Below are 21,511 nucleotides of genomic sequence, written 5' to 3'. Positions count from 1 at the left end.
TTTGATTCAAATCACGAAAGAGCAATACCTCTGACAACAAAAAGGCAAAAAATGGTATTGATAGCTCAGAAAAACCGGATACACTGACACGCAATCACGCATGATGCCGATCCATCAGTAACGACACACTATAGCCCTCGCCCTGTGAATAGCGACGGGATTTTTCACACAGGGAAATGAATAATGAGGCAGTCGCCGTACATGTTACTGGCTGATTCCCAGTGGATTGGACACATAACCATCAAAAAAATGGTATGGCATTACGCGTTGTCATATACCGTGTGCCAAAGCTGACGTTGCCCGACGATGACTGATACCCAACTGACAAGCCGCCTGGTCGAACAGATTTTTGGCCAACCCGAAGCACTCAGAAACAGCGCGACGCCGCTCTACATCCAGCTGCAGAGCCTGATTCAGGAGGCCATCAGCCAGGGTATCCTGCAGTGCAATGACGCCCTGCCGGCAGAGCGGGAGATCGCCAGCACCATGAAAGTCTCGCGGGTAACGGTCAAACGCGCTATCGATGATCTGGTCAATGACGGCATCCTGACCCAGCGCCAGGGCGCCGGCACCTTTGTCAACGAACGTGTCGTCCATGAACTGAACCGGTTGAACAGTTTCTCGGAAGTGATCCTGGCGGTGGACAAGCATCCGGATTCCCGCTGGATTGAGCGCGGGGTCGGCCTGGCCACATCCGATGAAATTCAGAAACTGCGTCTTCAGCCCGGTGACGAGGTTGTGCGGATGTTCCGGGTCAGGATGGCGGACGACAAACCGGTCGCCCTGGAACACGCCACTGTCCCCCGTAAATTCCTGGACAACCCTTTTGGCATCACCGGCTCACTCTATGAAGCGCTGGACGATGCAGGCATCAGACCCGTCAAGGCCATTCAGCGTCTGCGCGCCGTTGCCGTCGATGCCACCTACGCGGATTACCTGGAGATTCCCGCGGGCAGCCCTGTCATATTCCTTGAACGCCACGGCTTGCTGGAAGACGATACGCCGGTGGAGCACACCCGCTCCCATTTCCTGGGGGATACCTTTGATTTTGTGACAGAGATCAAGGTATAGCATTTAATGCCGTTAAACCTTGATGGTCCATGCTCACCCGCGTAATGCACAGGATCATGCAGCCCAATGTTAGCGATTGACATACAGATTATACCCATCGTTTTTTTCTAACTACGGTATAAATCCCGGATACAATTTGCCCGTTCGTTAAAAGCATGCAGCCGATTTTGAAAATTCAGAGGGGATGATGGATGGCGAATCACTGCACGAAATTTTCCATCGGCGACCGGTTACGCTGGACGGAGCAGTGGTATGGTCCGCGTGGTGAAACTGAAGGGAAGGTAGCGGATTATCAACCGACCTTTTTTGTTGAATAAGTGCGGTGTCGCTGATATCCGGTGAAGAACTGGTAGCGGTAAAGCAGTGTGCACTGGCGTTATTTGAGGATGATGCCTAGCATCCCTGCTTGAATCCGTTAGGATTTGGCGGCCACCAGCAATTCCAGCATCCCTTTGATCGTTGCAATATCTTCTTTCACAACAACCATGTCGGTTTCCATCTTCACCATACGGCTATCCAGATTATCCATACGGTTATCCAGATTACCCATACGGCTATCCAGATTACCCATACAGCTATCCAGATTATCCATACGGTTATCCAGCTTATCCATACGGCTATCCAGATTATCCATACGGCTATCCAGATTATCCATACGGCTATCCAGCTTATCCATCCTGTTAACCACTTGGCTGACATCAAACTTCAGGTCAGTCATGGACACATCCAGTGCATGCATCCGCACATTAATCTGGTGATCCAGCCGGTTCAGGTAATTCCGTTGATCTTCAAGCAGGGTGTTCAATGATTCAGCCTCCAGAATGGGTTTCAGTTTTTCCAGTTGTGTGACACGTTGTTCCAGCGTGACTTCAGCCATCAGTGCTCCGTAGCATGTTGTAGGTGAATTGTTTCGCGCCGGTGAGTATAGACCGTCCATGCTGGTTGTGGTCGTATTCGACCAGCAGTGTGAGCAGTATGTCGGGGTTCAATTCATGCGCCTGCATGAGGCGCGACGTCGCTGCTTATCACCCTCGAATACTTCATAAGGATTCAATTCATGCGCCTGCATGAGGCGCGACAAGGTAGTGAGATACCAACTACTGGAGGCCAGAGTTTCAATTCACGCGCCTGCATGAGGCGCGACTTGAAATGCGGCGAGGGATGAACCTATGAACTTGGTTTCAATTCACGCGCCTGCATGAGGCGCGACATCATAGATGTTTTAAAAGATCAGGGCATGGATGTTTCAATTCACGCGCCTGCATGAGGCGCGACCCTGTGGTGTCCACGGAATTACCTTTTTATTTTTGTTTCAATTCACGCGCCTGCATGAGGCGCGACGTGTTTGCATCGTTTCGACCGGCAGGTAACGTAGTTTCAATTCACGCGCCTGCATGAGGCGCGACATTCGCGTTTATCTGGGTTGTAATGCGGACCAGGTTTCAATTCACGCGCCTGCATGAGGCGCGACTCCATTGATTCGCAAAGATGCCAATCATTACCCCGTTTCAATTCACGCGCCTGCATGAGGCGCGACCTATGCGGTATGGTCGTGCATTAAAGATGGCTGGTTTCAATTCACGCGCCTGCATGAGGCGCGACTAAATCAACTGCCATACATCACCTGTCTTTATATGTTTCAATTCACGCGCCTGCATGAGGCGCGACTGGTGACGGTGACTGTCTCGCAATGGATACAACCGTTTCAATTCACGCGCCTGCATGAGGCGCGACGTTACGCTTTTCCAGATCAGCCAGGATTGTGTGGTTTCAATTCACGCGCCTGCATGAGGCGCGACACGGCATCAAGCCCAACGATAAACCACCATCAATAGTTTCAATTCACGCGCCTGCATGAGGCGCAACTTTCATGGAGTAAACGACAATGTTCTATTATGTTGTTTCAATTCACGCGCCTGCATGAGGCGCGACGAAACCACCACTGCACCTCAAAACACACCGAATGTTTCAATTCACGCGCCTGCATGAGGCGCGACCTTGTAGCGGTCGTTATTTGCACCATCATTAACAGTTTCAATTCACGCGCCTGCATGAGGCGCGACTCAGACAAGATATAAACATCTTCCCATTCTTGCGTTTCAATTCACGCGCCTGCATGAGGCGCGACGATGCGTTTTAATGATCTTGTCACGTTTGCAAAGGTTTCAATTCACGCGCCTGCATGAGGCGCGACGAAGCTACGTTGAAGATTATTCGTCTTGCTTATAGTTTCAATTCACGCGCCTGCATGAGGCGCGACTTTCATCCCAACACTAAGAAGCCGTCCTAATGGCTGTTTCAATTCACGCGCCTGCATGAGGCGCGACCGTTTTTGTTAATGATGCTTTTATTGATGAATTGTTTCAATTCACGCGCCTGCATGAGGCGCGACGTCAGTGCCGAGCGCCCATCATTCAACAATCACCGTTTCAATTCACGCGCCTGCATGAGGCGCGACCAGCAGGGAGGCTGCATGGGATTCAAACTTTTCAGGTTTCAATTCACGCGCCTGCATGAGGCGCGACAAAAAAACCGGGCCAGCGCCCGGTTAGTGAATTGTTTCAATTCACGCGCCTGCATGAGGCGCGACGCAACAGAAAGTCTGTATAACAATGATATAACCGTTTCAATTCACGCGCCTGCATGAGGCGCGACATAAGGCAGCTTCCAAGTGGTTTGGTTCTTTTTGGTTTCAATTCACGCGCCTGCATGAGGCGCGACTGGAAGTCGATGATCCATTGTTTACAGAAAATGGTTTCAATTCACGCGCCTGCATGAGGCGCGACTTCCCTGGCGTTTGTGACTGACCAGGTTAAAACCGTTTCAATTCACGCGCCTGCATGAGGCGCGACCACCGAGCTCGCCGGCACTGCAGAGCGCGGTGTCGTTTCAATTCACGCGCCTGCATGAGGCGCGACGTGCAGTAGCGGCTGCCAAGGCGAAGGGTAACGCGTTTCAATTCACGCGCCTGCATGAGGCGCGACGCCCTGTCCTGAAAGCCAGTGATCATGCCTGTTGCCACAAGCATTTTCGCTAACCTCCCAGAACTGGCTGGCATCATCTTATCCCAAAATGACGTCAAGGTTTAATCTATTGTTTTACAAGGAAAAAAAGAGTTGCTAATAATCCACGTTTTTAAAGAGCACTCGGGGTTAGCCAATCGCATTGGAACCCGTTAAATGATTAAAGTATCACCAAAAATATCTATGCCGGCTTTGGCTCCATGGTGTTCAACCCGGTTTTGCCAATGCCTGCCCAGTTTATAAAAACGGAGACTGTCTACATCCGGGTTGTACACCTCAAGAAGCTTATTCTTGAGCACAACCCACTGGGCAGGCGTAATGTCACACTCAAACACAGAGTATTGAACCCGTACACCATAATCGAGACAGATGCCGGCCAGCTTTCTTAAACGGCTGACGCCTTCTTCATCCTGAAGGCTGACATCGTAGGTAATCAATACCATCATGGTTTTTCCCCAGCTATCGCATAATAAAAGGCGGATAAGCTTCCAGGTCACCCCGGATGTGCCTTGCCAGCAGCTGCGCCTGCACATAGGGCAGTAGTCCAATAGCCACCGTTTCATTCAGATAGGGGTGGTTCACTGTCTCCTGCTTCTTGCCCTGGTAGGCCTGCAGCAACGTCTTCCGCCCATCGTCACTCAGAACCACCGCGCCAGATGCCTCTGTCTTGAAGTCTTTAGCCGTTATTTGCCGGCGGTTTATCAGGCTCAGGACCAACCGGTCAATCCACCAGCCCCTGAACTCTTCGAGAATATCCTGGGCAAGCGAGTCCCGGCCTGGCCTGTCGGCATGGAGAAAACCTGCCTGTGGATCCAGCCCAACCCCCTGCAGGGCACCGGCAATTTCCTTGCCGAGAATGCTGTACATCAGTGACAGCATTGCATTCACCGCATCCCTGGGCGGTCTCCTGTTGCGACCATTGAAAGGAAATTCCTCCCTTCTGCCCTGCTGAATCAATTGACCGAATACCCCAAAGTAATAAGCGGCGGCTTCTCCTTCCAAACCACGGAGAGTCTCCAGATTTTTACACACCCGAATGCGTTCCAGGGACTGGGCCAGTTGCCCAATGGCCTGCTCAACTGCGGGATTGTTACCATGGTTGCGTACGCAGCGCTGCAGCACCGCACGGCTGTTGATGACTTTGGCGGCTATGATATGTCTGGCAATGTCAGTCGGGTTTTCTGTCACGACACGGTAATGCTGTTTCCTCAGCAAAATGTTCCCGCTCTGCCGACCCTGCAGGCGTCCCAGGTATTTCCCGAATTCACTGTAAAAAGCAATGCCAACGCCTTTCTCACCGCAAAATCCCAGCAGGAAAGGGGAAACCAGCACATTCCCGAAACAGAAGATGGCCTGTACTGAGTGGATGGGAATCTTGAGTAGTTTTTTCCGGTCGGCCTCGACAACCAGTGTCTCCCGTTCTTTGTGCAGGTAACTGCCTTGCCGGGTAATAAACAGGGTATTCTGCAGTTTGATCACTCACTCTCTCCGGAATCAGCCGGATCAAAAATCTGGCGAATGTAACTGGCCGAATGGTCACGCCTGAGCCACTCCGGCTGGCAAATTCCCGCCAGGGAGCAGGCGCGGCAGCGCTTTTGGGGGGCGGGCGTTCCGGGTGTCATTCCACTGGCAAACATTGCTTTTACGGCAGCAATCACGGCCATGGTTTTTTCACGCAGGTTATCGTCCAGGGAAACGGGCTGCCGATGCCGGGTCTGCCAGTACCAGAGCGCCCCTTCATCAATAGTGACCTTCAGCATATCTTCCAGGCAGAGCGCCTGGGCGCAGAGTTGAATGCGGTCCCAGTCCTCGGTCTTGGGCTTGCCTTTCTTGTATTCAACCGGGCAATACCTGCCTGTTGCCGTATCTATTTCCAAAAGATCCAACTTGCCGGTCAGGCCGAGGGTCTCCGAGTTCACCAGAACCCCTCTTTCATAGCGAATTCCCCGACGGGTTTCGGGTTGACCGGAATCCACCCGCTGGTGCAACTGCTGCCCCAGTGCGGTAAACCAGTTTTCCGCCCAGGCCTGCTCCAGGTGGATCAAGGCGCATTGGCGCGGACAATAGGCATAGTGCTGCAGGGCTGCCAGTGGTACCAGTCGGGTATCATCCATGGCCGTTACCAGATGACGCGCTTGATCAGCGTCACACCGGCAGGCAGTTCAGCATCAATGTTCAGACGATAATCCCTGATGCTGCGGGCCGGTTCATCAGAGACGTTCTCAATGGTTATCCGGTCAAACAGGGTGTGCGCCGGTGCATTGCCAAGAGCGCTGTCGTGCTTGAACACCAGCAGGGCGCGGGTCGCCATCTCGCCCCGGCTGGCGGAACGGTCATGGTCAAACATCTGCTCCAGGGCCGCGAGGAACAGCTCCAGGTCGTCTTCGCCAAAACCGGTTTGCTGGGCAAGGTGAGCAGAAATAAAACCGTGGCAGCGGTAGAGGCCATAAGGCACGGTGAACTTGCGACCCATGGTGCGTTCTTTTTCCAGGTCTTTCTCGTTGGTCACCGCCATGCGGGTGATGCTGTGCTCTGTGCTGATCACGGGCTCAACGGAGCGGGAGAAGGTCATCTGCACAGGGCCGCGCACCTGGCCGGTATTGACTTTTGTCGTCATCACCGCGCCAAAGGCCCGGATATCGTAGAAGTTGTCACACATCCACCGGGTCACATTCTTTGCGTCCTCAACCTTTTCGGGGAGTTTCTTCGCTTCAGGCTTGAGATCCAGGGCAAGGTACGCTTTTTCATTATTACGGTTCAGCACGGCCTTCTCTTTGACGTAAATGTCAAAGGATGGCTCTTCACTTTTAACCAGGCTAATAAAATTGCGAACCTTGCGCTTAAGGCAGACATCCGTCACTAGCCCCTGTCCGGTTTCGGCATCAATTCGCGGCAGGTTGCCAGCATCCGGGTCACCATTGGGATTGCCGTCTTTGACATCAAACAAAAGAACAAAATCGTATCGGTTTTGCAGGCTCATGTTTCACTCTCCATTGTCAGATTTCTGGTGTTATCAAGATTCAGTCCGGGATTCAGACTGAGATTCAGACCGGGTTTCGCCTTGTGGTACAGCGCCTGCTTCTGGTGATAATAACCAATGGCAAACAGCCCCTGCCCGTCCAGGTTGAGATGCGCCGGGAAGCCCTTGTCACTTTCTATCAGCCCGATGATTTCCTGTATCTGCTTCTCCGCGCTGGTGCGGTAAGCTGGCTTATCCAGCTTTTTCAGATGATGGGTGGACAGTCTCAGAAGCGTGCCAAACACTGTCTTGGGCGTGCAGCTGGCGCTGCTGTAGTAGCGGTCACGTATGGTGCTGTTCAGGCTCCCTCCGGAGGCATCTTTCTGCAGTTTTTCCAACACGGCAAACAGGCGGCCAAGCAGGTAACCTGGGCGTATTTCATTCTTGTTCAGGGGCACGGTGATATCCTCCCGGGATGATGGGTGAGCGTAACGTTTTTTTCTGTTCAGGCAGGCTTTGAGCAGGCTGGCGCGTTCGTGGGTGACATGTCCCTGTTCTGCCCGGATACGGCGAATGGCGCCTGAAAACAGGGTGGCCGGAAGCGGCAGCCCCTGCAAAATGGCGAGATAGACTTCGGCCGTCAGGTTGGGTGGCAGGTTGGGTGGCAGGTTGTCTGCATTGTGGAGCAGCGCGGTGCTCAGGAGCAGCTGGTAAAGACTGGCAGGCTTGTCACTATGCCCACCGTCGAGTTCAATATCACGGAACCACTGGCCGATGCGCTGGCTGAATTCCGCGACCGTTCCGGTCAGCCAGAACCGGATGGCAATACGTGCCGGCGGGTTGGGAGTCAGGCCAAGGATGAAAAAGGGCTGCTGGTCGTCAACGGGTATTTCCAGGCCAGAGGCAATACTCCGGTAATAGTGAATCACCCTTTCCGTTCCGCCATCGGGGTTATCATCGTTGCCCAGGCTGAACAGCAGTGGCATCTCCTGCTCCAGACGGTGGCTTTTCTGCGCCCAGCACACCATGGTTGTGCCCGCCAGGAACAGCTTCTGTGCTGAGCCGGTACGCAATAAATGATTAAGGGCAGTCGTGTATTCAAAAGCGGCTTTTTCACCTACCGGAAAATTGTAACCCTGCACTTTTCCATAGGACTGTGCGGAATCAATATTGATTGAAGCCAGGGGGGCGGGTTTCCCGACAATCTGCCCAATACCACCATGCAGGCGGGCCACCGGTTCCTGCTCGCCAGTGACAAGACAAATGCCGGGGGTGGCATTGGTAGCATTTATGGTCTCCAGTACATAGCGCTGTACATCCTCAGACTGGCAACAAAGCGCGTTTTCACCCGCCAGCTGGAACGCCAGGTTACAGCCTTTTTGCTTGAGACATTCCTGATACAGGGGATCTAACTTCGCGGCTTCAACCTGACCAGGCTGCGCGAGGAATTGTTTTACGGCCTGAACGCCCGGGTCATCAGGCAGCGTCTCTGCAAGCGTATTAATCACACGCCGGAAGCTGTCATGCTGATTGACCGCCAGTGTTATATCTTTGGCAGACGGCGTGGAATCCGGCTTATCAAGCTTTGGCTGATTCAGAACATAGCCGTAGTGATCCCAAAGCAGATAAGCGGTTTCGTAGGACTTTGCCCCTGATCGGTATTTCCCCTGTGGCACCAAAAAACTGCGGGCTACCGCTTTATTGCCCTGCATCTCCCGGGTGTCGCGCAGTTGCAGGCAACGACCATCCCGGTCAATCACGATAATGAAAGGAATCGGCTTCTGTTCAAACCCTCTTGGCGCCAGGGCGGTATCCGGGTCGTCTTGTTTTCGCTGGTAATATTCAGCCAGTGCCTGAAGAATCATCCCCGCACCTCCTCACTGAAACGATCCGGTACCGTGATAACCCCCTGTGACATGACAGCATTGAAAAACAGCGGAGACGGGTTGGCAGGCTGGGTGAAATCAAGGTCATAAAGCATCCAGCCCAGCGCCTTGTCCACAGGAACAGGCGCTGGCTCATGTTCCGGGTTTTCGACCAGCCGGAAAGAACAGGCAAATTCCCGGGTTCCAAGGTAGGGTTGATTGATGCATTGCCCTTTTTCTGCGCGACGACGAAACATTCCGGCAAACTTGGCGGCGCTGTCACCAGGGCCTGCCTTATCCGTCATCACAAAATCGGCATGCAGGCGGTAGGCAACATCCCGTAGCAGGAGGCCTGCCCGCTGCTGCCGTTCTTCCTCGATGAACGCGCCCAAAGCGCCGACGCCTTTTTTCATGGCTGCGGTTGCGGAACCGGCAGGAATGACACTACCAAGCTCATTGCGGCGCAGGTTGAACCAGCGTACAGGCTTGAGAACTTCTATCTTGTGGATACGCCATTCAATGGCCGGTTTCCATAGAATGGCCTGAAAGATATTACGGGCCGCCGATGGGGTTATGACATCATAACTGACGCGCTCCACTTTCATTTCCGGCCGGGTAAAGCAGGCAAAGTCACCCGCTACCTCTAGGCAGAATCCCATAATCTATCCTTTGGTTTGTCAGCTGTATTTGGGGGCTATCTTGATTTACTTGAATCCAGCGCTTTCCACTGTACTGGGGTCATAATTACTGACCAATCTTTGCGCAATGAGTTCCCAATCTACTTGCAGAAATGTCTGTAACAGTTATTCACGGTGAAAATCCTTCCAGCTATTCGTACATAGGCCGAAAATCAGTCAACACCGACAATCTGGTTGCCTATGGAACCCTTGTTATTGGAAGGTAAAGGCAGACTCGGGCTCAGTGCTTTCCTGCTCCCCTCGCGAGCTTTGATCTAGCGCTCATGGCAGCAAACTGACCTGTAAGCGACTTCACGCAGCCTTCCATCTACTTTGCTCTTTCAGCTGTCGGGGTAAGAGCCTGGCGCGTGAATCGGGCGCCAGGCAGGATTTTCAGCAAATAACGGAGGCCTCTGCGCTTAACAGTTCATCCGGCGGCACGGCACCCAGAACCGGGTCGTAACAGGCTGAATCAAGCAACATCTGGCCCGCCCTGGCTATCAGAATGCCAGCCTGCTGATACTGGATGGCCAGGCGTTTCGGTATGGAAATGGTGTATCGCTGCAGCTTGCGATAAATCCATCGTTCCCCCGGGTCGTTATCCAGCATCCCCAGCCAGCGCTCCACGGGGGATTCTTCTTTGCCTGCCGGGGAATAAGGCACAATCACGGCGATACCGTTGTTATCAATCATACGAAACGCTTTTGCAGCGCTGCGAAACCGGAAAGCGACCGCGCCGGTCTGTCGATCCTGCTCAGGGGTGAGCATGGCGTTAATGCCGTGTTTATCCCGATCCCCCAGGTGGTTTAACTGCTTGAAAAAGGACTGGAACGCAGCCGGGGAAAGGGGTTCTTTCAGTGCGCCGGTTTTCAGCATCAATTCCGTAACCTGGCGGGCTTCGCGCAGGTACCCGGGCGGCGCATTGTCCGGCGGGTTGAACACCACAACCCGGCCCCTTGCCAACCGTCCCTCACGGTTACAGCGACCGGCGCTCTGGGCAATGGAGTCCAGCCCCGCCAGCGCCCGGTAGACCACGGGGAAGTCAACATCGACACCGGCTTCGATCAACTGGGTGCTGATGACCCTGAGTGGTCGCGTATCGCCCTGTCTTCTCGCCGCAAGACGCGCCCTGATCTCCGCCAGTACGGTTGTACGATGTTCTGCACACATCAGGGCGGACAGATGAAAGGTATGACCGTCACCAGGCATGAGCCCGTATAGTTCCCGTGCCTGTCGGCGGGTATTCACAATGGCGAGCACACACTCTTCGGCACTGATACGGTCAGCGATATCCTCCCAGCTCTCCGTTGTATCTGGCCCAGGCATCTCGACATCAACCCGCTTTAGCTGAAGCTCCAGCTCAGCAGGATTGGCAATGATTTCGTGGGTATCCTCGAAACCCTCCAGCAGTGTTTTGCCAAACGAGTCTTTCTGGGGAGAAAAGTCTGGCTGGGTGGCGGTACACAGCACCCAGGTGACGCCGAAATATCGGCTGAGGTTGTTCATGCACCGGACGATGGGCGCGTGAAAATCCCGGGGCAGTTGCTGCGCTTCATCGAGAATAATGACGGCATTGCAGATATTGTGCAGTTTGCGACAACGGCTGGTACGGCTGGCGTGCAGGGATTCAAACAGCTGGACATTGGTGGTCACGATCAGGGGCGAGTCCCAGTTCTCTGTCGCCAGGCGGCTTCGGGACTGCTCATCTTTCGGAGACACATCCAGGTTGGAGTGGTGCTCAAGAACCGCTTCATCCCCCAGGCACGCCCTGAAGACATCCGCATTCTGTTCAATAATGCTGGTGAAGGGAATGCCGTAAATAATACGGCGCTTGTTGTGAATCCGGGCGTGCTCAAGGGCAAAGCCCAGGCTGGCCAGGGTTTTGCCACCGCCGGTGGGGACGGTCAGGCTGAATACGCCGGGCTTGCGCCTTGCCGCCTCCAGGCAGGATTGGAACACCTGTTGCCGAATTCGGTTAACCCGGGTATCCCCGGCCGTCTTCTGCAGCCGGGTCATAAATTCAAAAAAACGATCATGGATTTCTGAAAGGTCAGGCGGACTTTGACGCCTGGCAGAGCGCTGTGCATCCATATACTGCTCGGTATCGAGAAAGTCAGCATCCACCAGGGCGGAAAACATCATCCTGATCCACAGGGCGCAGCATTCCCGGTCCTGCAGGGCTGTGGGCAGTTTCAGAGGGAGCGTTTCAAGAATATCAGCGGGGATCTCGCTGCCCAGGCTGTTTTGGTATTCAGCTTCACTTTCCTTCAGGCGGACATCAAGGCTTGCCTTGCCGCCGAAGTAATCGGGAAGTCCGGCATGGTGGCCGGCGATCAGGTAAGCCATGATATGGCCTGCACCAGGGCCAAGTGTTTTCAGGGCGTGCATCGCGCCTGCCGTCGAGTGGGTAACCCTGCCCGCCGCGCCTGATTCTATATGTGCATTCTCGCGCTCAAAGCCACTCTTGTTGCGAATATAGTCCTGAAATGCAGGCTGGTATTTTCCCAGGTCGTGCCATCTGCCAGCCAGTGTGGCCCACTGCGCCGAATCAGGGTCAGCACATTTCCCGAAGGCCAGTTGAGCGACACTGTGAAGATGATCGTGAAGACTGTGCGGTGGATACCAGCCACCGTCTTCCTTCTGATGTACGTGGGCCACAAAATCCATCTAACGTCCCTTTTTCCTCATTACCAGACCGTTTTGACCAGATGCATCTGCGCGGTTTTATTCAGATTCGAGCGGGGGCTGTTCGCAGGTCGATTTTGTTGAATTTCGTGTTATTGGATTGTGACTTACATCAAGTCAGTCTGACTGCCATTCAGTGAGACGTGAAATAAAACCATTCCCGGTACAGCCATGAAGACTCACTCCCCACAACCTTAACGAATCTGGCAGGACTGTCAGCGGTTATACTAATCCAGTTCCGAATGCTCTGTTTCCAAGGCCGCTATGGTATTCAGCCGGTCAAGCACGGCATCGATTGTCAGTCTTTGCGCAGGAGGGACTACCATCATTTTCTGGGCCGCTAACATCAAGTGCCTTGACAGTGGCTCATCAGCAATCCGACAAAAGGGAATATCCAGCACCGCGGCTCCCTCCGCCATTAACAAGGACTCTTGCGTTGTCCATGAGAGCTGTTCCCGGATCTTCTGGCTGATAAAACCGTTCGGGTCAGAAATAGTGTCATTCAATAATGCTTCAACGAAGTCCTTTACTTTGGTTTCTTCGGTAGCCATACCAAACAGCTGAACAATGAGCATGCCCAGCTGCCATATATCACTGGGGCAATCCAGTTTCAGATTTATGGCAATTTTTACACCTGCCAATGTGGCAACGGAGCCATCGTCACGCCTGTGCCAGAATTCAGAAATTTCCGGCGCACTGTGGAAGTCATTATTGGAGCACCGTTCCTCTCCCACACGACCAGACAGGCCAAAGTCTGTTAATGCTATTCGCTGCTGTTCACCCATTGCCCCACTGACAACAATGTTTTCCAGCTTGATGTCTGCATGCACAATCGCCTTCTTATGAAGATACTGAACCGCTCCGCAGAGTTGATGCAACCAATCCAGAACATGAACATCCTGATATCTATGTGCTTTTGTATGAGTATCGAGGTCAGCCTCAAAACCCTGGAAAACCTGTATCAGCCCCTCTGTATCGCTGGAAAATGCGCCTAACAAGCCAGCAATGTTTTCATGGTCCAGCTCCCGATATAACTGGTTTTCTTTTTCCTGTTCCTCTCTTATAGCCTTATTCCCGGGCTCACGGGCTATACGCAGAGCGACAGGGGGAACGGTCTCAAGGAAACGGATGACACCAAAAGTACCTCCTGTCATTCCTCTACTCCCCCAGGAACCTGACTCGGGCATTGCATTTTGATTTTTGTATTGATGAACCAGTTTTAATAAAAATTTTCTGCTGTCAGCATCGGCAACCTGCAATTTGCGATCAAAACAAAGTACTTTTCCCTGGCAGGGGTTAACAACTTGCATATAAGGAGTACCCGACTGCCTTAGTCTGGCAATCAGATTTGCCCTGGCCTGGCAGCCAGCTCCTTTTGTCATCTGCATTTTATACCCCATTCTCTAAATACCCAATACACAATCAGACAGCACTCAGCGTTGTTGGTTCAGAACATTAACCTGTTGCACTTATTGCTTGAATCCAGCCTTACTTCAGTCCTCGCAACCCCTGGAATGTGTTTATCAGGCACCCCGGATCGGCTAACTAAATTGTAGTCTGTAAGCACCATTGGCATAGGGAGCATTAATTAACAATAAATACCCGGACTATTAACAACTTTTTAAAATCATTGAACCTGCTTTTGAAAAAAGTATCGTAAGGGTATATCTCACATAAGGTCGATATTTCATGGAATCAGTTAGACAACCTCTTAGCACATCAAGCAAGTTACCGGATCAGTATGACAAAAAAGGCAAAGATATAAAACTCAAAGTCAATCCTAATTTGCCACCAACATTCATCCGTGAGGAATGCCTTGAAGAAGCAAAAATGTATAGGCTTTGTGAATCAAGGAAGTTTTCAGATTGCACGTTATCCGTATTTGAACGCAGAGTATTCCAAGTTGCATCAGTCGCTACTGCTTACGCTTTCAACAGAATTATAAGATCATCGAATATATGCGAAGATTTCCCATTCAGAACACTTCCATTTGATTTTGATTGCAAGGGCTGGCAATCGCTAATCGTAGATAATGAGCTTTATGCATCAATAACATTTTTTTTACCCAGTATTTTTATTTTTAACAAAATATTCTCACTTACATTTAGGCTTATACATTATTTAACCTTTAATCGGGGATGGGATAAATACAACTTTAAAAAACACGAAGACAAATTACTTATTACCACGGCATCTACAACAATTAAATTGCCAGCAAAAATCCATGCATATAACCATGTTATAAATGAAGTAATAAAAAGCATAGACGTTCTCTTTTTTAGATATGAATTTGAACATCGATATAATGAAATCCTTAAAGAAAAACCTGACAAATCGAAGGAAGAAATACATGAATTAGTTAATAAACATAAATCCAAATTAAAAAATTTAAATATAGAATTAAGTACTCTTGGTAAATTTAGAGATAATGAAAAGGATATCATCAAGTCTCACGCCATGAATAAAATAGCGAACATTAGCAAGATGGAACTTGATGCGTTTGCATCAAAATTTGATTTAATCACATTGTTTTTTTTTATGAATATTGCTAAAAGAAATAAACTTGATTATTATATTGCAGCCTTTTTCTATTCCATTTTGCTAGATGAATTAGACAATGAATTCGATAATATTTTGAATGATAAAAAAATCATGTCAGAATCAGGAAAAATTCGATCGGAACATATAGACAAAACATTCAAAAATTTAATAACTGATGAAGAAGAGGGCTGGGTTAATACAATAAGTGCAACAGAAAAAACCAAAGATTTACCCACGCCTACTCCCTCAGCCAATCCTGAAACCTCAACACGACAAACTGCTCCTCTTCTCGCCGAACCCGCCGGGGCTAAAGGTACAGTTGGTTCAGGTGATTCTGATGAGCAAGCATTACGAAATTTAATCACCGAGTTGAATGAAAATTTAAATCCACGAGAGAGACGTTCGACAAAATTAAAAATCAGAAAAAAACTATTAATTTTTGATCATCCTACCAAGCTTAAAATCGTGGGCGGCAAAAAGAAATTAGATAAACTATTAAAAGAAATCGAATAATCCATTAACGATTTCAAATGAATAAAGATCCGATATACCATTAAAAAGATCTCGCAACTCCAATCTGCCATGACAGCATAAAAGTCGCCACAGCAAGACTTGCCAGTCAATTTAACAATTATCAACTTGCGCATGAACGAAAAGGCAATAAAAAACTTTGAAATGTTGATGTCGATCTTTCTTGAATGCTCAGATTTGATTATTCCGACCGTGATGCCGTTTGTTCAGACGGGGTATGAATTCTGGCAAATTCTGCTAATTGCGTTGAGGCGGCCATACTGATATCGATACCGCTTGCTTGCATTGCTTCAGACAACAAATCATCACTATGCGGAGTATGGATGTCGGTGCTTAAACCTACAAAATTCCCCGCTGACAAGCTATTGAGGTCTATACAGGGAGGGTCTCTGTTGCACTTATTGCTTGAATCCAGCAGGAGCCCTGAAACAAGCCTTTTATCAGCACCGCATTCACAGAGCAGGCTGTATATCCACTAAACTAAAAGACAGGTGCAGTAGCAGTACGCTGGATTCATAAGGATATGAAGTGCAGTAACGTAGTTTTCCTGACGTTGATCAGTGGTATGGTGGCCATGGGCGCCAAAGCCGGCAATTATTCGACACCAATGGATAACACCATCTGGCAGGTGGAGTCGTCCATATTTGCCTGTAAGCTGATCCAGCCCATCCCGCACTTCGGCTCCGCGACCTTCATTGACGAAGCCGGTCTCCCCCTGATGTTGCAGATTGAATCGCCGGTATTGAAAAAGCAGGCTGACACCATCACGGTGTTTTCTGCCCCTGCCCCCTGGCATCCGTTTGGGGCTAATGTTGAGCACGCCAGCAATCCGGTTCAGGATCAGGCCTATCGCCATGAACCGGGCGCCACTGAATTACTGGACAAAATGAGCAATGGCCTTTGGGCACAGCTGGATATTCTGGCCAATACCCAGCTCAAACACCGGATCACCCTGTCCTCTGTAGGTATTGCCGATGTCATTGAACCGTTCAGTGAATGTCGAAAAACCCTGCTTCCGGTGAATTTTGAGCAGATTAAACACACGATTGTTTATTACGATTCAGGACAGCAGGGTTACCGGAAGGATCAGCACCTGTTCCTGCAGGACATGATCACCTATATCCTGGCCGATCCACGCGTCAACCGCATTGAAATTGACGGCCATACCGACGGGATTGGCGACTCGCTGGCCAACCGGACGCTGTCGATGGAGCGTTCGGATTCCATCCGTGACCTGATGCTCAAGCGCGGTATTGCGGCATCCATGATCACGACCCGCTACCATGGTGATCGCTACCCGGTTCTTTCCAACAACACGACCGAGGGTCGCGCCAGGAACCGGCGGGTTGAAATCCGTCTTTATCGCGATGAAAAGCCCAGGCTGGCGCCTAATGCCACAGACAATACCAACAAAGAGCAGCCCACACTTTCAATGACAAAAGAAGAAAACACGCTTGCCCAAAAAACCGATTATTCAGAAACGCTGGAAGACGCCCCTGCCGCCACATCGTCGGAAGAAGAATAAATATTTGACGTTTTCTTCTTAAAAAAACGCCAAAGAATTTCTCACACCCTCGATTCATAAACTTGTCCAAAAACTTTAATGTTTTTTAGAAATAACCAACCGGACCGGCATCGTGAATTTGTCTATTTGCGCCGATATATCTGAACAGGGGATGTTCTATATTTCAATTGTTCATAATTAAAAACATTTCATATCTCATTGTTTTATTGAAGTTTTCATGGATATGAAAAGCCGTAAAAACCAATATCAATACTGAAGCGCATTCTTGTCTGTTGCATACGGAAATGACTAAACACAGCGTTCTCATGGTGGGAGAAACAGGCTTTGACTCGCCTGTCAGCCAACGGCTGACAACGCTGCCGTTTACCCTCGAAAAAGTGGTTGATTGCCTGTCAGCCATGCAAGTAATCCAGAAGAAGAAAATCGACCTGATCATAGCCAGCGACCAGCTGCCGGATGCCACTACCCTCGAATTCATCCGGCAGGTTGGCCGTCAGAATCCAATGCCTGCGCTCGTCATCGCCTCACCGGACGCCTGCGTTGAAGATGCCGTTGCCGCTATTCATGCCGGCGCCAGTGACTTTATTGCCGGCAATATCACCCTGGAGCGACTGACCACCCTGCTGGAACAACAGCCTGTCGAAACCCCGGAAGGCCCCATCGCGGCCTCTGATGCCAGTCGCTCCCTGTTAGCCATGGCACGGCAAGTAGCCTGTACAGACACGACTGTTCTGATTACCGGTAACAGCGGTACCGGGAAAGAAGTTCTGGCACAGTTCATCCATCAACACTCTCCCCGCAAGGCACAGACCTTTATTGCCATCAATTGTGCCGCCATACCCGAGAACCTGCTCGAAGCAGAACTGTTCGGCTACGTGAAAGGCGCCTTCACCGGCGCCTATACCAGCCGGCCAGGCAAGTTCGAGCTCGCCAATGAAGGCACGCTCTTTCTGGATGAAATCGGGGAAATTGCCGGCTCCCTGCAGGCCAAGCTGCTCAGGGTTCTGCAGGAACGGGAAGTGGAGAGAATAGGCAGCCATCAAAGTATTCGGCTCAATATCCGGATCATTGCCGCCACGAATCAGGATCTGGCCCGGCAGGTGAATGAAGGCACCTTTCGTGAAGACCTGTTTTATCGCCTGAATGTTTTCCCGCTTCACTGCCTGCCCCTTCGGGAGCGTCGGGAAGACATTCTGCCACTGGCCCGACACTTTCTTGCCCGGACAGGCCGTAGCCTGCAATTCAGCCCCGCAGCAGAACAGACGCTGTTGAACCATGACTGGCAAGGTAATGCCAGGGAACTGGAAAATGTCATACAGCGCGCACTGGTGCTGACCACCGGAAATACCATTCAACCCGAAGCACTGATGTTGCCAGCAATCGGCGCCCAGCCAACCACGACTGCTCCCCGCCTCCGCTCCAACAAACTGCACAAACGCAACAGAACCCTGGAGCAGGAACACATTATCGACACCCTGCTGCAACACAAGGGGCACCGAACCCGCACAGCGGAAACGCTGGGCATTACGACCCGGACACTCCGAAACAAACTGGCCGATATTCGTCGTCAGGGCATCGATATTGAAGCCCTGATCGCCCAGTCCAGGACATCTGACGAACCCCGATAACAGGGAGGACAAGGGAATGATCAAACCTGTCGGCGATGACGTACCAATGCTCAACCTGGGACAACCGGTCAACCTCGGCCAGCGTATGCCCATCGACCTGAGCCAGTTTGGCAACACGAATGATCAGCCATCCTTCAGTTCGGTGCTCAAGCAGGCGCTGGATCACGTCAACAGCCTGCAACAGGACTCCACCAGCCGGATGCGCGCCATTGAAACCGGTGCCAGTACCGACCTGGTGGGCGCCATGATTGCCGCCCAGAAATCCAGCCTGTCGTTCCAGGCACTGATGCAGGTTCGAAACAAGGTGGTTTCCGCCTACGAAGAAGTCATGCGGATGCAGATTTAACCGGATAGTGCAGGCAGGACGCCATGGCAGACGAGCAGACAACGCCAGCAGTAAGAAAAGAGTACCAGAGCCGCTGGCAACAGGTACTCACCCGGGTCAGCACCATGATTCGGGAAAACCCGAAATACCAGGGTCTGATGTTGATCAGCCTGGCGGGGTCGCTGGCGCTGGCCATCGTGCTGGTGATCTGGTCCAACAGCACCGATTACCAACCCCTCTATGGTAGTCAGGAAATCTATGATGTTGGTGGCGTCACGGATGCCCTGGAGCAGGCGGGCATCGCCTACCGTGTGCATCCTGGCAGTGGCCAGATACTGGTTGACGCCGCCCGCCTGCCGGAAGCCCGGATGCAACTGGCGACGGCCGGCATCAAGCCGGAAAAACCAGAGGGGCTGGAAGTCCTCGACAAGGAACAACCGCTCGGCACCAGCCAGTTCCTGGAAAATGTGCGTTATCGACGGGGGCTCGAAGGTGAGCTTGCCCGCACCATTATCAGCCTCCGACAGGTCAGAAATGCCCGGGTTCACCTGGCGCTGCCCCGTAAGAGCGCCTTTGTCAGGAAGGCGGAAAAGCCGTCTGCCTCCGTCTTTGTTGACCTGCTTCCCGGACAGACGCTCGACAAAACCCAGGTCGAAGCCATCGTCAACCTGATTGCCGGTAGTGTGCCCGGGATGGCGCGTGAATCCATTTCCATTGTTGACCAGCACGGCACGCTCCTCTCACGGGAACTGGCCATGAGTAACAATGGCCTGGACCTGGCCGAACGCCAGCTGGACTACATCGACAAGCTGGAACAAACCTACGAAAACCGCGTGAGCGCCCTGCTGGAACCGATCGTTGGCTATGGCAATTTCCGGGTTGAGGTCTCTGCCGATGTCGACCTGAACCGGATTGAGCAGACATCCGAAGAGTACGATCCACAGGCCCAGGCTGTACGCAGTGAACACTCCAGCGAGCGACGGGAAACCGGTGGCAAGACCGGGGTTCCGGGCACGCTGAGCAATGAGCCGCCCTTAACCGGCGAAGAGCATGCCGCCACCAAGGAAGTCGGTCAGAAAGAATTTACCCGTAACTACGAAGTGGATCGGGTGGTCAAGCATGTCACCCGGCAACAGGGCACGATTAATCGCCTGAGTGTTGCCATCGTCCTCAATGAAAGCGCCATGGCGGGCGGCAGTGTACAGATGGAAGATTTACAGGAGCTGGTCCGCGATGCCATCGGGTTCACCGAAGCCCGTAATGACCAGATCAGTATCCATACCGCCAACTTTGTTGTGAACGAAGCCATGAACGAGGGTGGGATTGCCTGGTGGGAATCCCCCCAGATCCTCTACTACTTTCGTTATCTGATCGGCGGCATTCTGAGCCTTGCCGTCATCATGTTCCTGCTGCGCCCACTGGTGCTGCGGATTGTCAGCCCACCAGAGCCGCTGACACCGCCGGTGGATGAAGCCGCCGAAGCCGCTGCGGCCTTCAAGGCTGCACACCCGGACCTGGGTCTGTTCAGCGACGAGTCCCTTTCCCTGCTGCCACCGGAGGTGGCGGACTTTGAAACCCAGCTGGTAAGCGCACGAAAACTGGCCCACAAGGAGCCGGAGCGGGTGGCCCAGGTCGTTAAAATGTGGATGAACACGGAATCATCATGAATACGGAAGACAACAAGATCAGCCAGACAGCCCGGAATGTCGCTGTCCTGCTGCTGAGCCTGGGCGAGAAAGGCGCCGCCCATGTATTCAAGCACCTCAGTAAACAGGAAGTGCGCCAGATCACCATGGCCATGGCCACCATGCCGCCCTTGCGTCGGGACGAGGTGCAGACCATCCTGAGCCAGTTTTTCCATGAATACCGCTACGAAGCCGGTTTCATTGGCGGTACCCAGCAATACCTCGAAAAAAGCCTGCAGCTGGCCATGGGTGAAAAAGACGCCACCAAAATGCTCGAATCCATCTTCGGGCATGAGGAAACCGGCAACGGCCTTGAGATGATCAAGTGGATGGGCGCGTCCACCATCGCCGAACTGATTGCCCATGAGCACCCGCAGCTGCAGGCCGTGCTGCTGGCCAACCTGGACTCCAAGCAGGCCTCGGATGTGCTCAAGCGGCTGCCCCTGCACACCCATAACGACCTGCTGTCACGGGTTGCCAAGCTGGAAGAACTGCATCCGGCCATCATCCAGGAACTCAACGCCATGTTTGATGACAACATGGTCGAGCTGAACTCCGGCCACAACACGACCATCAGCGGCATGCGCCAGGTGGCCGACATCATGAACCGCCTCAGCGAGGATGAAACCAAGAGCCTGCTGGCACACTTCAAGGAAAAGGATGAGAGCCTGGCGGTTGAGCTTGAGAACCACATGTTCGTCTTTGACAACCTGGCGAAGGTGAATGACGAAGCCATCAACCGGATCGTCGCTGAAGTTCCCCAGGATGTCCTGGTCATGGCGCTGAAGGGCGCGGCGGACGAACTGATGGACATGATCCTGAACAACATGGCCAAGAGTTCCGCCAAGTACCTGCTGGATGATATCGAGAACCTGGGCAGTGTCCGGGCCAGCCAGGTGCAGGCCGCCCGCAAGGAAATGCTCGATACCGCTCGCCGACTGGCCGATGAAGGCGAGATCGAGCTGAACTTCAGAGATGAAGAAATGATTGAATAAC

Annotated in this window: 17 protein-coding genes and 1 CRISPR repeat array; of the genes, 8 read left to right on the top strand and 9 right to left on the bottom strand. The window is 52.1% G+C overall.

The window, feature by feature from the left end:
• Positions 1 to 306: 306 nt before the first annotated feature.
• On the top strand, positions 307 to 1,071 hold the full coding sequence (locus tag AC27K1_RS01850; protein WP_487147866.1) for a GntR family transcriptional regulator: 765 nt from the start codon (positions 307 to 309) through the stop codon (positions 1,069 to 1,071).
• Between the two features lie 191 nt (positions 1,072 to 1,262).
• Positions 1,263 to 1,388 carry a hypothetical protein gene (locus AC27K1_RS01845; RefSeq protein WP_487147864.1) on the top strand — a complete coding sequence of 42 codons (126 nt, stop codon included), beginning with the start codon at positions 1,263 to 1,265 and terminating at the stop codon, positions 1,386 to 1,388.
• A gap of 98 nt (positions 1,389 to 1,486) precedes the next feature.
• Here the strand turns inward: AC27K1_RS01845 and AC27K1_RS01840 are convergent, their stop codons facing one another.
• The 9 genes from AC27K1_RS01840 to AC27K1_RS01800 form a co-directional block, all read right to left on the bottom strand.
• The gene (locus tag AC27K1_RS01840; protein ID WP_487147862.1) at positions 1,487 to 1,948 is read right to left on the bottom strand and encodes a hypothetical protein; all 462 of its coding nucleotides are present in this window, start codon (positions 1,946 to 1,948) and stop codon (positions 1,487 to 1,489) included.
• A gap of 105 nt (positions 1,949 to 2,053) precedes the next feature.
• A CRISPR array of direct repeats spans positions 2,054 to 4,055; the repeat unit is 32 nt; unit sequence GTTTCAATTCACGCGCCTGCATGAGGCGCGAC.
• A gap of 191 nt (positions 4,056 to 4,246) precedes the next feature.
• On the bottom strand, positions 4,247 to 4,540 hold the full coding sequence (gene cas2 / locus AC27K1_RS01835) for a CRISPR-associated endonuclease Cas2 (protein ID WP_487147861.1): 294 nt from the start codon (positions 4,538 to 4,540) through the stop codon (positions 4,247 to 4,249).
• Between the two features lie 13 nt (positions 4,541 to 4,553).
• A complete protein-coding gene (cas1c, locus tag AC27K1_RS01830) occupies positions 4,554 to 5,573 on the bottom strand; it encodes a type I-C CRISPR-associated endonuclease Cas1c (RefSeq protein WP_487147859.1) in 1,020 nt (339 codons plus the stop codon).
• Positions 5,570 to 6,208, bottom strand: a complete 639-nt coding sequence (gene cas4 / locus AC27K1_RS01825) for a CRISPR-associated protein Cas4 (RefSeq protein ID WP_487147857.1) — start codon at positions 6,206 to 6,208, stop codon at positions 5,570 to 5,572. Before cas4 ends, cas1c begins: the two co-directional genes overlap by 4 nt.
• A gap of 5 nt (positions 6,209 to 6,213) precedes the next feature.
• A complete protein-coding gene (gene cas7c, locus AC27K1_RS01820; RefSeq protein WP_487147856.1) occupies positions 6,214 to 7,074 on the bottom strand; it encodes a type I-C CRISPR-associated protein Cas7/Csd2 in 861 nt (286 codons plus the stop codon).
• Positions 7,071 to 8,918, bottom strand: coding sequence for a type I-C CRISPR-associated protein Cas8c/Csd1 (gene cas8c, locus AC27K1_RS01815; protein WP_487147854.1), 1,848 nt, complete (start codon positions 8,916 to 8,918; stop codon positions 7,071 to 7,073). The genes cas7c and cas8c overlap by 4 nt, the downstream gene beginning before the upstream one ends.
• On the bottom strand, positions 8,915 to 9,577 hold the full coding sequence (gene cas5c / locus AC27K1_RS01810) for a type I-C CRISPR-associated protein Cas5c (protein WP_487147852.1): 663 nt from the start codon (positions 9,575 to 9,577) through the stop codon (positions 8,915 to 8,917). The genes cas8c and cas5c overlap by 4 nt, the downstream gene beginning before the upstream one ends.
• Before the next feature lie 411 nt (positions 9,578 to 9,988).
• Positions 9,989 to 12,262: a CRISPR-associated helicase Cas3' gene (gene cas3, locus AC27K1_RS01805; RefSeq protein ID WP_487147851.1), complete on the bottom strand. Its 2,274-nt coding sequence runs from the start codon at positions 12,260 to 12,262 to the stop codon at positions 9,989 to 9,991.
• A 245-nt stretch (positions 12,263 to 12,507) separates the two neighbouring features.
• Complete coding sequence (locus tag AC27K1_RS01800; RefSeq protein ID WP_487147849.1) at positions 12,508 to 13,434, bottom strand: protein kinase family protein; 927 nt, start codon at positions 13,432 to 13,434, stop codon at positions 12,508 to 12,510.
• Between the two features lie 535 nt (positions 13,435 to 13,969).
• On the opposite strand from AC27K1_RS01800, the gene AC27K1_RS01795 reads away from it, so the two are divergent.
• From AC27K1_RS01795 to fliG, 6 genes are all read left to right on the top strand, one after another.
• Entirely contained in the window at positions 13,970 to 15,334 is a 1,365-nt protein-coding gene (locus AC27K1_RS01795; RefSeq protein ID WP_487147848.1) for a hypothetical protein, read from the top strand.
• Between the two features lie 541 nt (positions 15,335 to 15,875).
• Positions 15,876 to 16,877 (top strand): OmpA family protein, encoded by a 1,002-nt coding sequence (locus AC27K1_RS01790; RefSeq protein ID WP_487147846.1) that lies wholly within the window; start codon positions 15,876 to 15,878, stop codon positions 16,875 to 16,877.
• A gap of 284 nt (positions 16,878 to 17,161) precedes the next feature.
• Positions 17,162 to 18,505 (top strand): sigma 54-interacting transcriptional regulator, encoded by a 1,344-nt coding sequence (locus AC27K1_RS01785; protein ID WP_487147844.1) that lies wholly within the window; start codon positions 17,162 to 17,164, stop codon positions 18,503 to 18,505.
• Positions 18,506 to 18,521: 16 nt separating this feature from the next.
• Positions 18,522 to 18,851, top strand: a complete 330-nt coding sequence (gene fliE / locus AC27K1_RS01780) for a flagellar hook-basal body complex protein FliE (protein WP_487147843.1) — start codon at positions 18,522 to 18,524, stop codon at positions 18,849 to 18,851.
• Between the two features lie 23 nt (positions 18,852 to 18,874).
• Positions 18,875 to 20,497, top strand: a complete 1,623-nt coding sequence (gene fliF / locus AC27K1_RS01775; protein ID WP_487147841.1) for a flagellar basal-body MS-ring/collar protein FliF — start codon at positions 18,875 to 18,877, stop codon at positions 20,495 to 20,497.
• Positions 20,494 to 21,510 (top strand): flagellar motor switch protein FliG, encoded by a 1,017-nt coding sequence (fliG, locus tag AC27K1_RS01770; RefSeq protein WP_487147840.1) that lies wholly within the window; start codon positions 20,494 to 20,496, stop codon positions 21,508 to 21,510. Before fliF ends, fliG begins: the two co-directional genes overlap by 4 nt.
• Position 21,511 lies beyond the last annotated feature (1 nt).

The organism is Kistimonas ophiarachnellae (genome assembly GCF_057552235.1).
The sequence above is the reverse complement of the archived record's forward strand: the minus strand, read 5'-3'. Positions and strand labels throughout refer to the sequence as shown.

Coding starts and splice junctions, on each gene's coding strand:
- AC27K1_RS01850 (WP_487147866.1), top strand. CDS start 307: ATGACTGATACCCAACTGACAAGCCGCCTGGTCGAACAGATTTTTGGC.
- AC27K1_RS01845 (WP_487147864.1), top strand. CDS start 1,263: ATGGCGAATCACTGCACGAAATTTTCCATCGGCGACCGGTTACGCTGG.
- AC27K1_RS01840 (WP_487147862.1), bottom strand. CDS start 1,948: ATGGCTGAAGTCACGCTGGAACAACGTGTCACACAACTGGAAAAACTG.
- cas2 (WP_487147861.1), bottom strand. CDS start 4,540: ATGATGGTATTGATTACCTACGATGTCAGCCTTCAGGATGAAGAAGGC.
- cas4 (WP_487147857.1), bottom strand. CDS start 6,208: ATGGATGATACCCGACTGGTACCACTGGCAGCCCTGCAGCACTATGCC.
- cas7c (WP_487147856.1), bottom strand. CDS start 7,074: ATGAGCCTGCAAAACCGATACGATTTTGTTCTTTTGTTTGATGTCAAA.
- cas8c (WP_487147854.1), bottom strand. CDS start 8,918: ATGATTCTTCAGGCACTGGCTGAATATTACCAGCGAAAACAAGACGAC.
- cas5c (WP_487147852.1), bottom strand. CDS start 9,577: ATGGGATTCTGCCTAGAGGTAGCGGGTGACTTTGCCTGCTTTACCCGG.
- cas3 (WP_487147851.1), bottom strand. CDS start 12,262: ATGGATTTTGTGGCCCACGTACATCAGAAGGAAGACGGTGGCTGGTAT.
- AC27K1_RS01800 (WP_487147849.1), bottom strand. CDS start 13,434: ATGACAGGAGGTACTTTTGGTGTCATCCGTTTCCTTGAGACCGTTCCC.
- AC27K1_RS01795 (WP_487147848.1), top strand. CDS start 13,970: ATGGAATCAGTTAGACAACCTCTTAGCACATCAAGCAAGTTACCGGAT.
- AC27K1_RS01790 (WP_487147846.1), top strand. CDS start 15,876: ATGAAGTGCAGTAACGTAGTTTTCCTGACGTTGATCAGTGGTATGGTG.
- AC27K1_RS01785 (WP_487147844.1), top strand. CDS start 17,162: ATGACTAAACACAGCGTTCTCATGGTGGGAGAAACAGGCTTTGACTCG.
- fliE (WP_487147843.1), top strand. CDS start 18,522: ATGATCAAACCTGTCGGCGATGACGTACCAATGCTCAACCTGGGACAA.
- fliF (WP_487147841.1), top strand. CDS start 18,875: ATGGCAGACGAGCAGACAACGCCAGCAGTAAGAAAAGAGTACCAGAGC.
- fliG (WP_487147840.1), top strand. CDS start 20,494: ATGAATACGGAAGACAACAAGATCAGCCAGACAGCCCGGAATGTCGCT.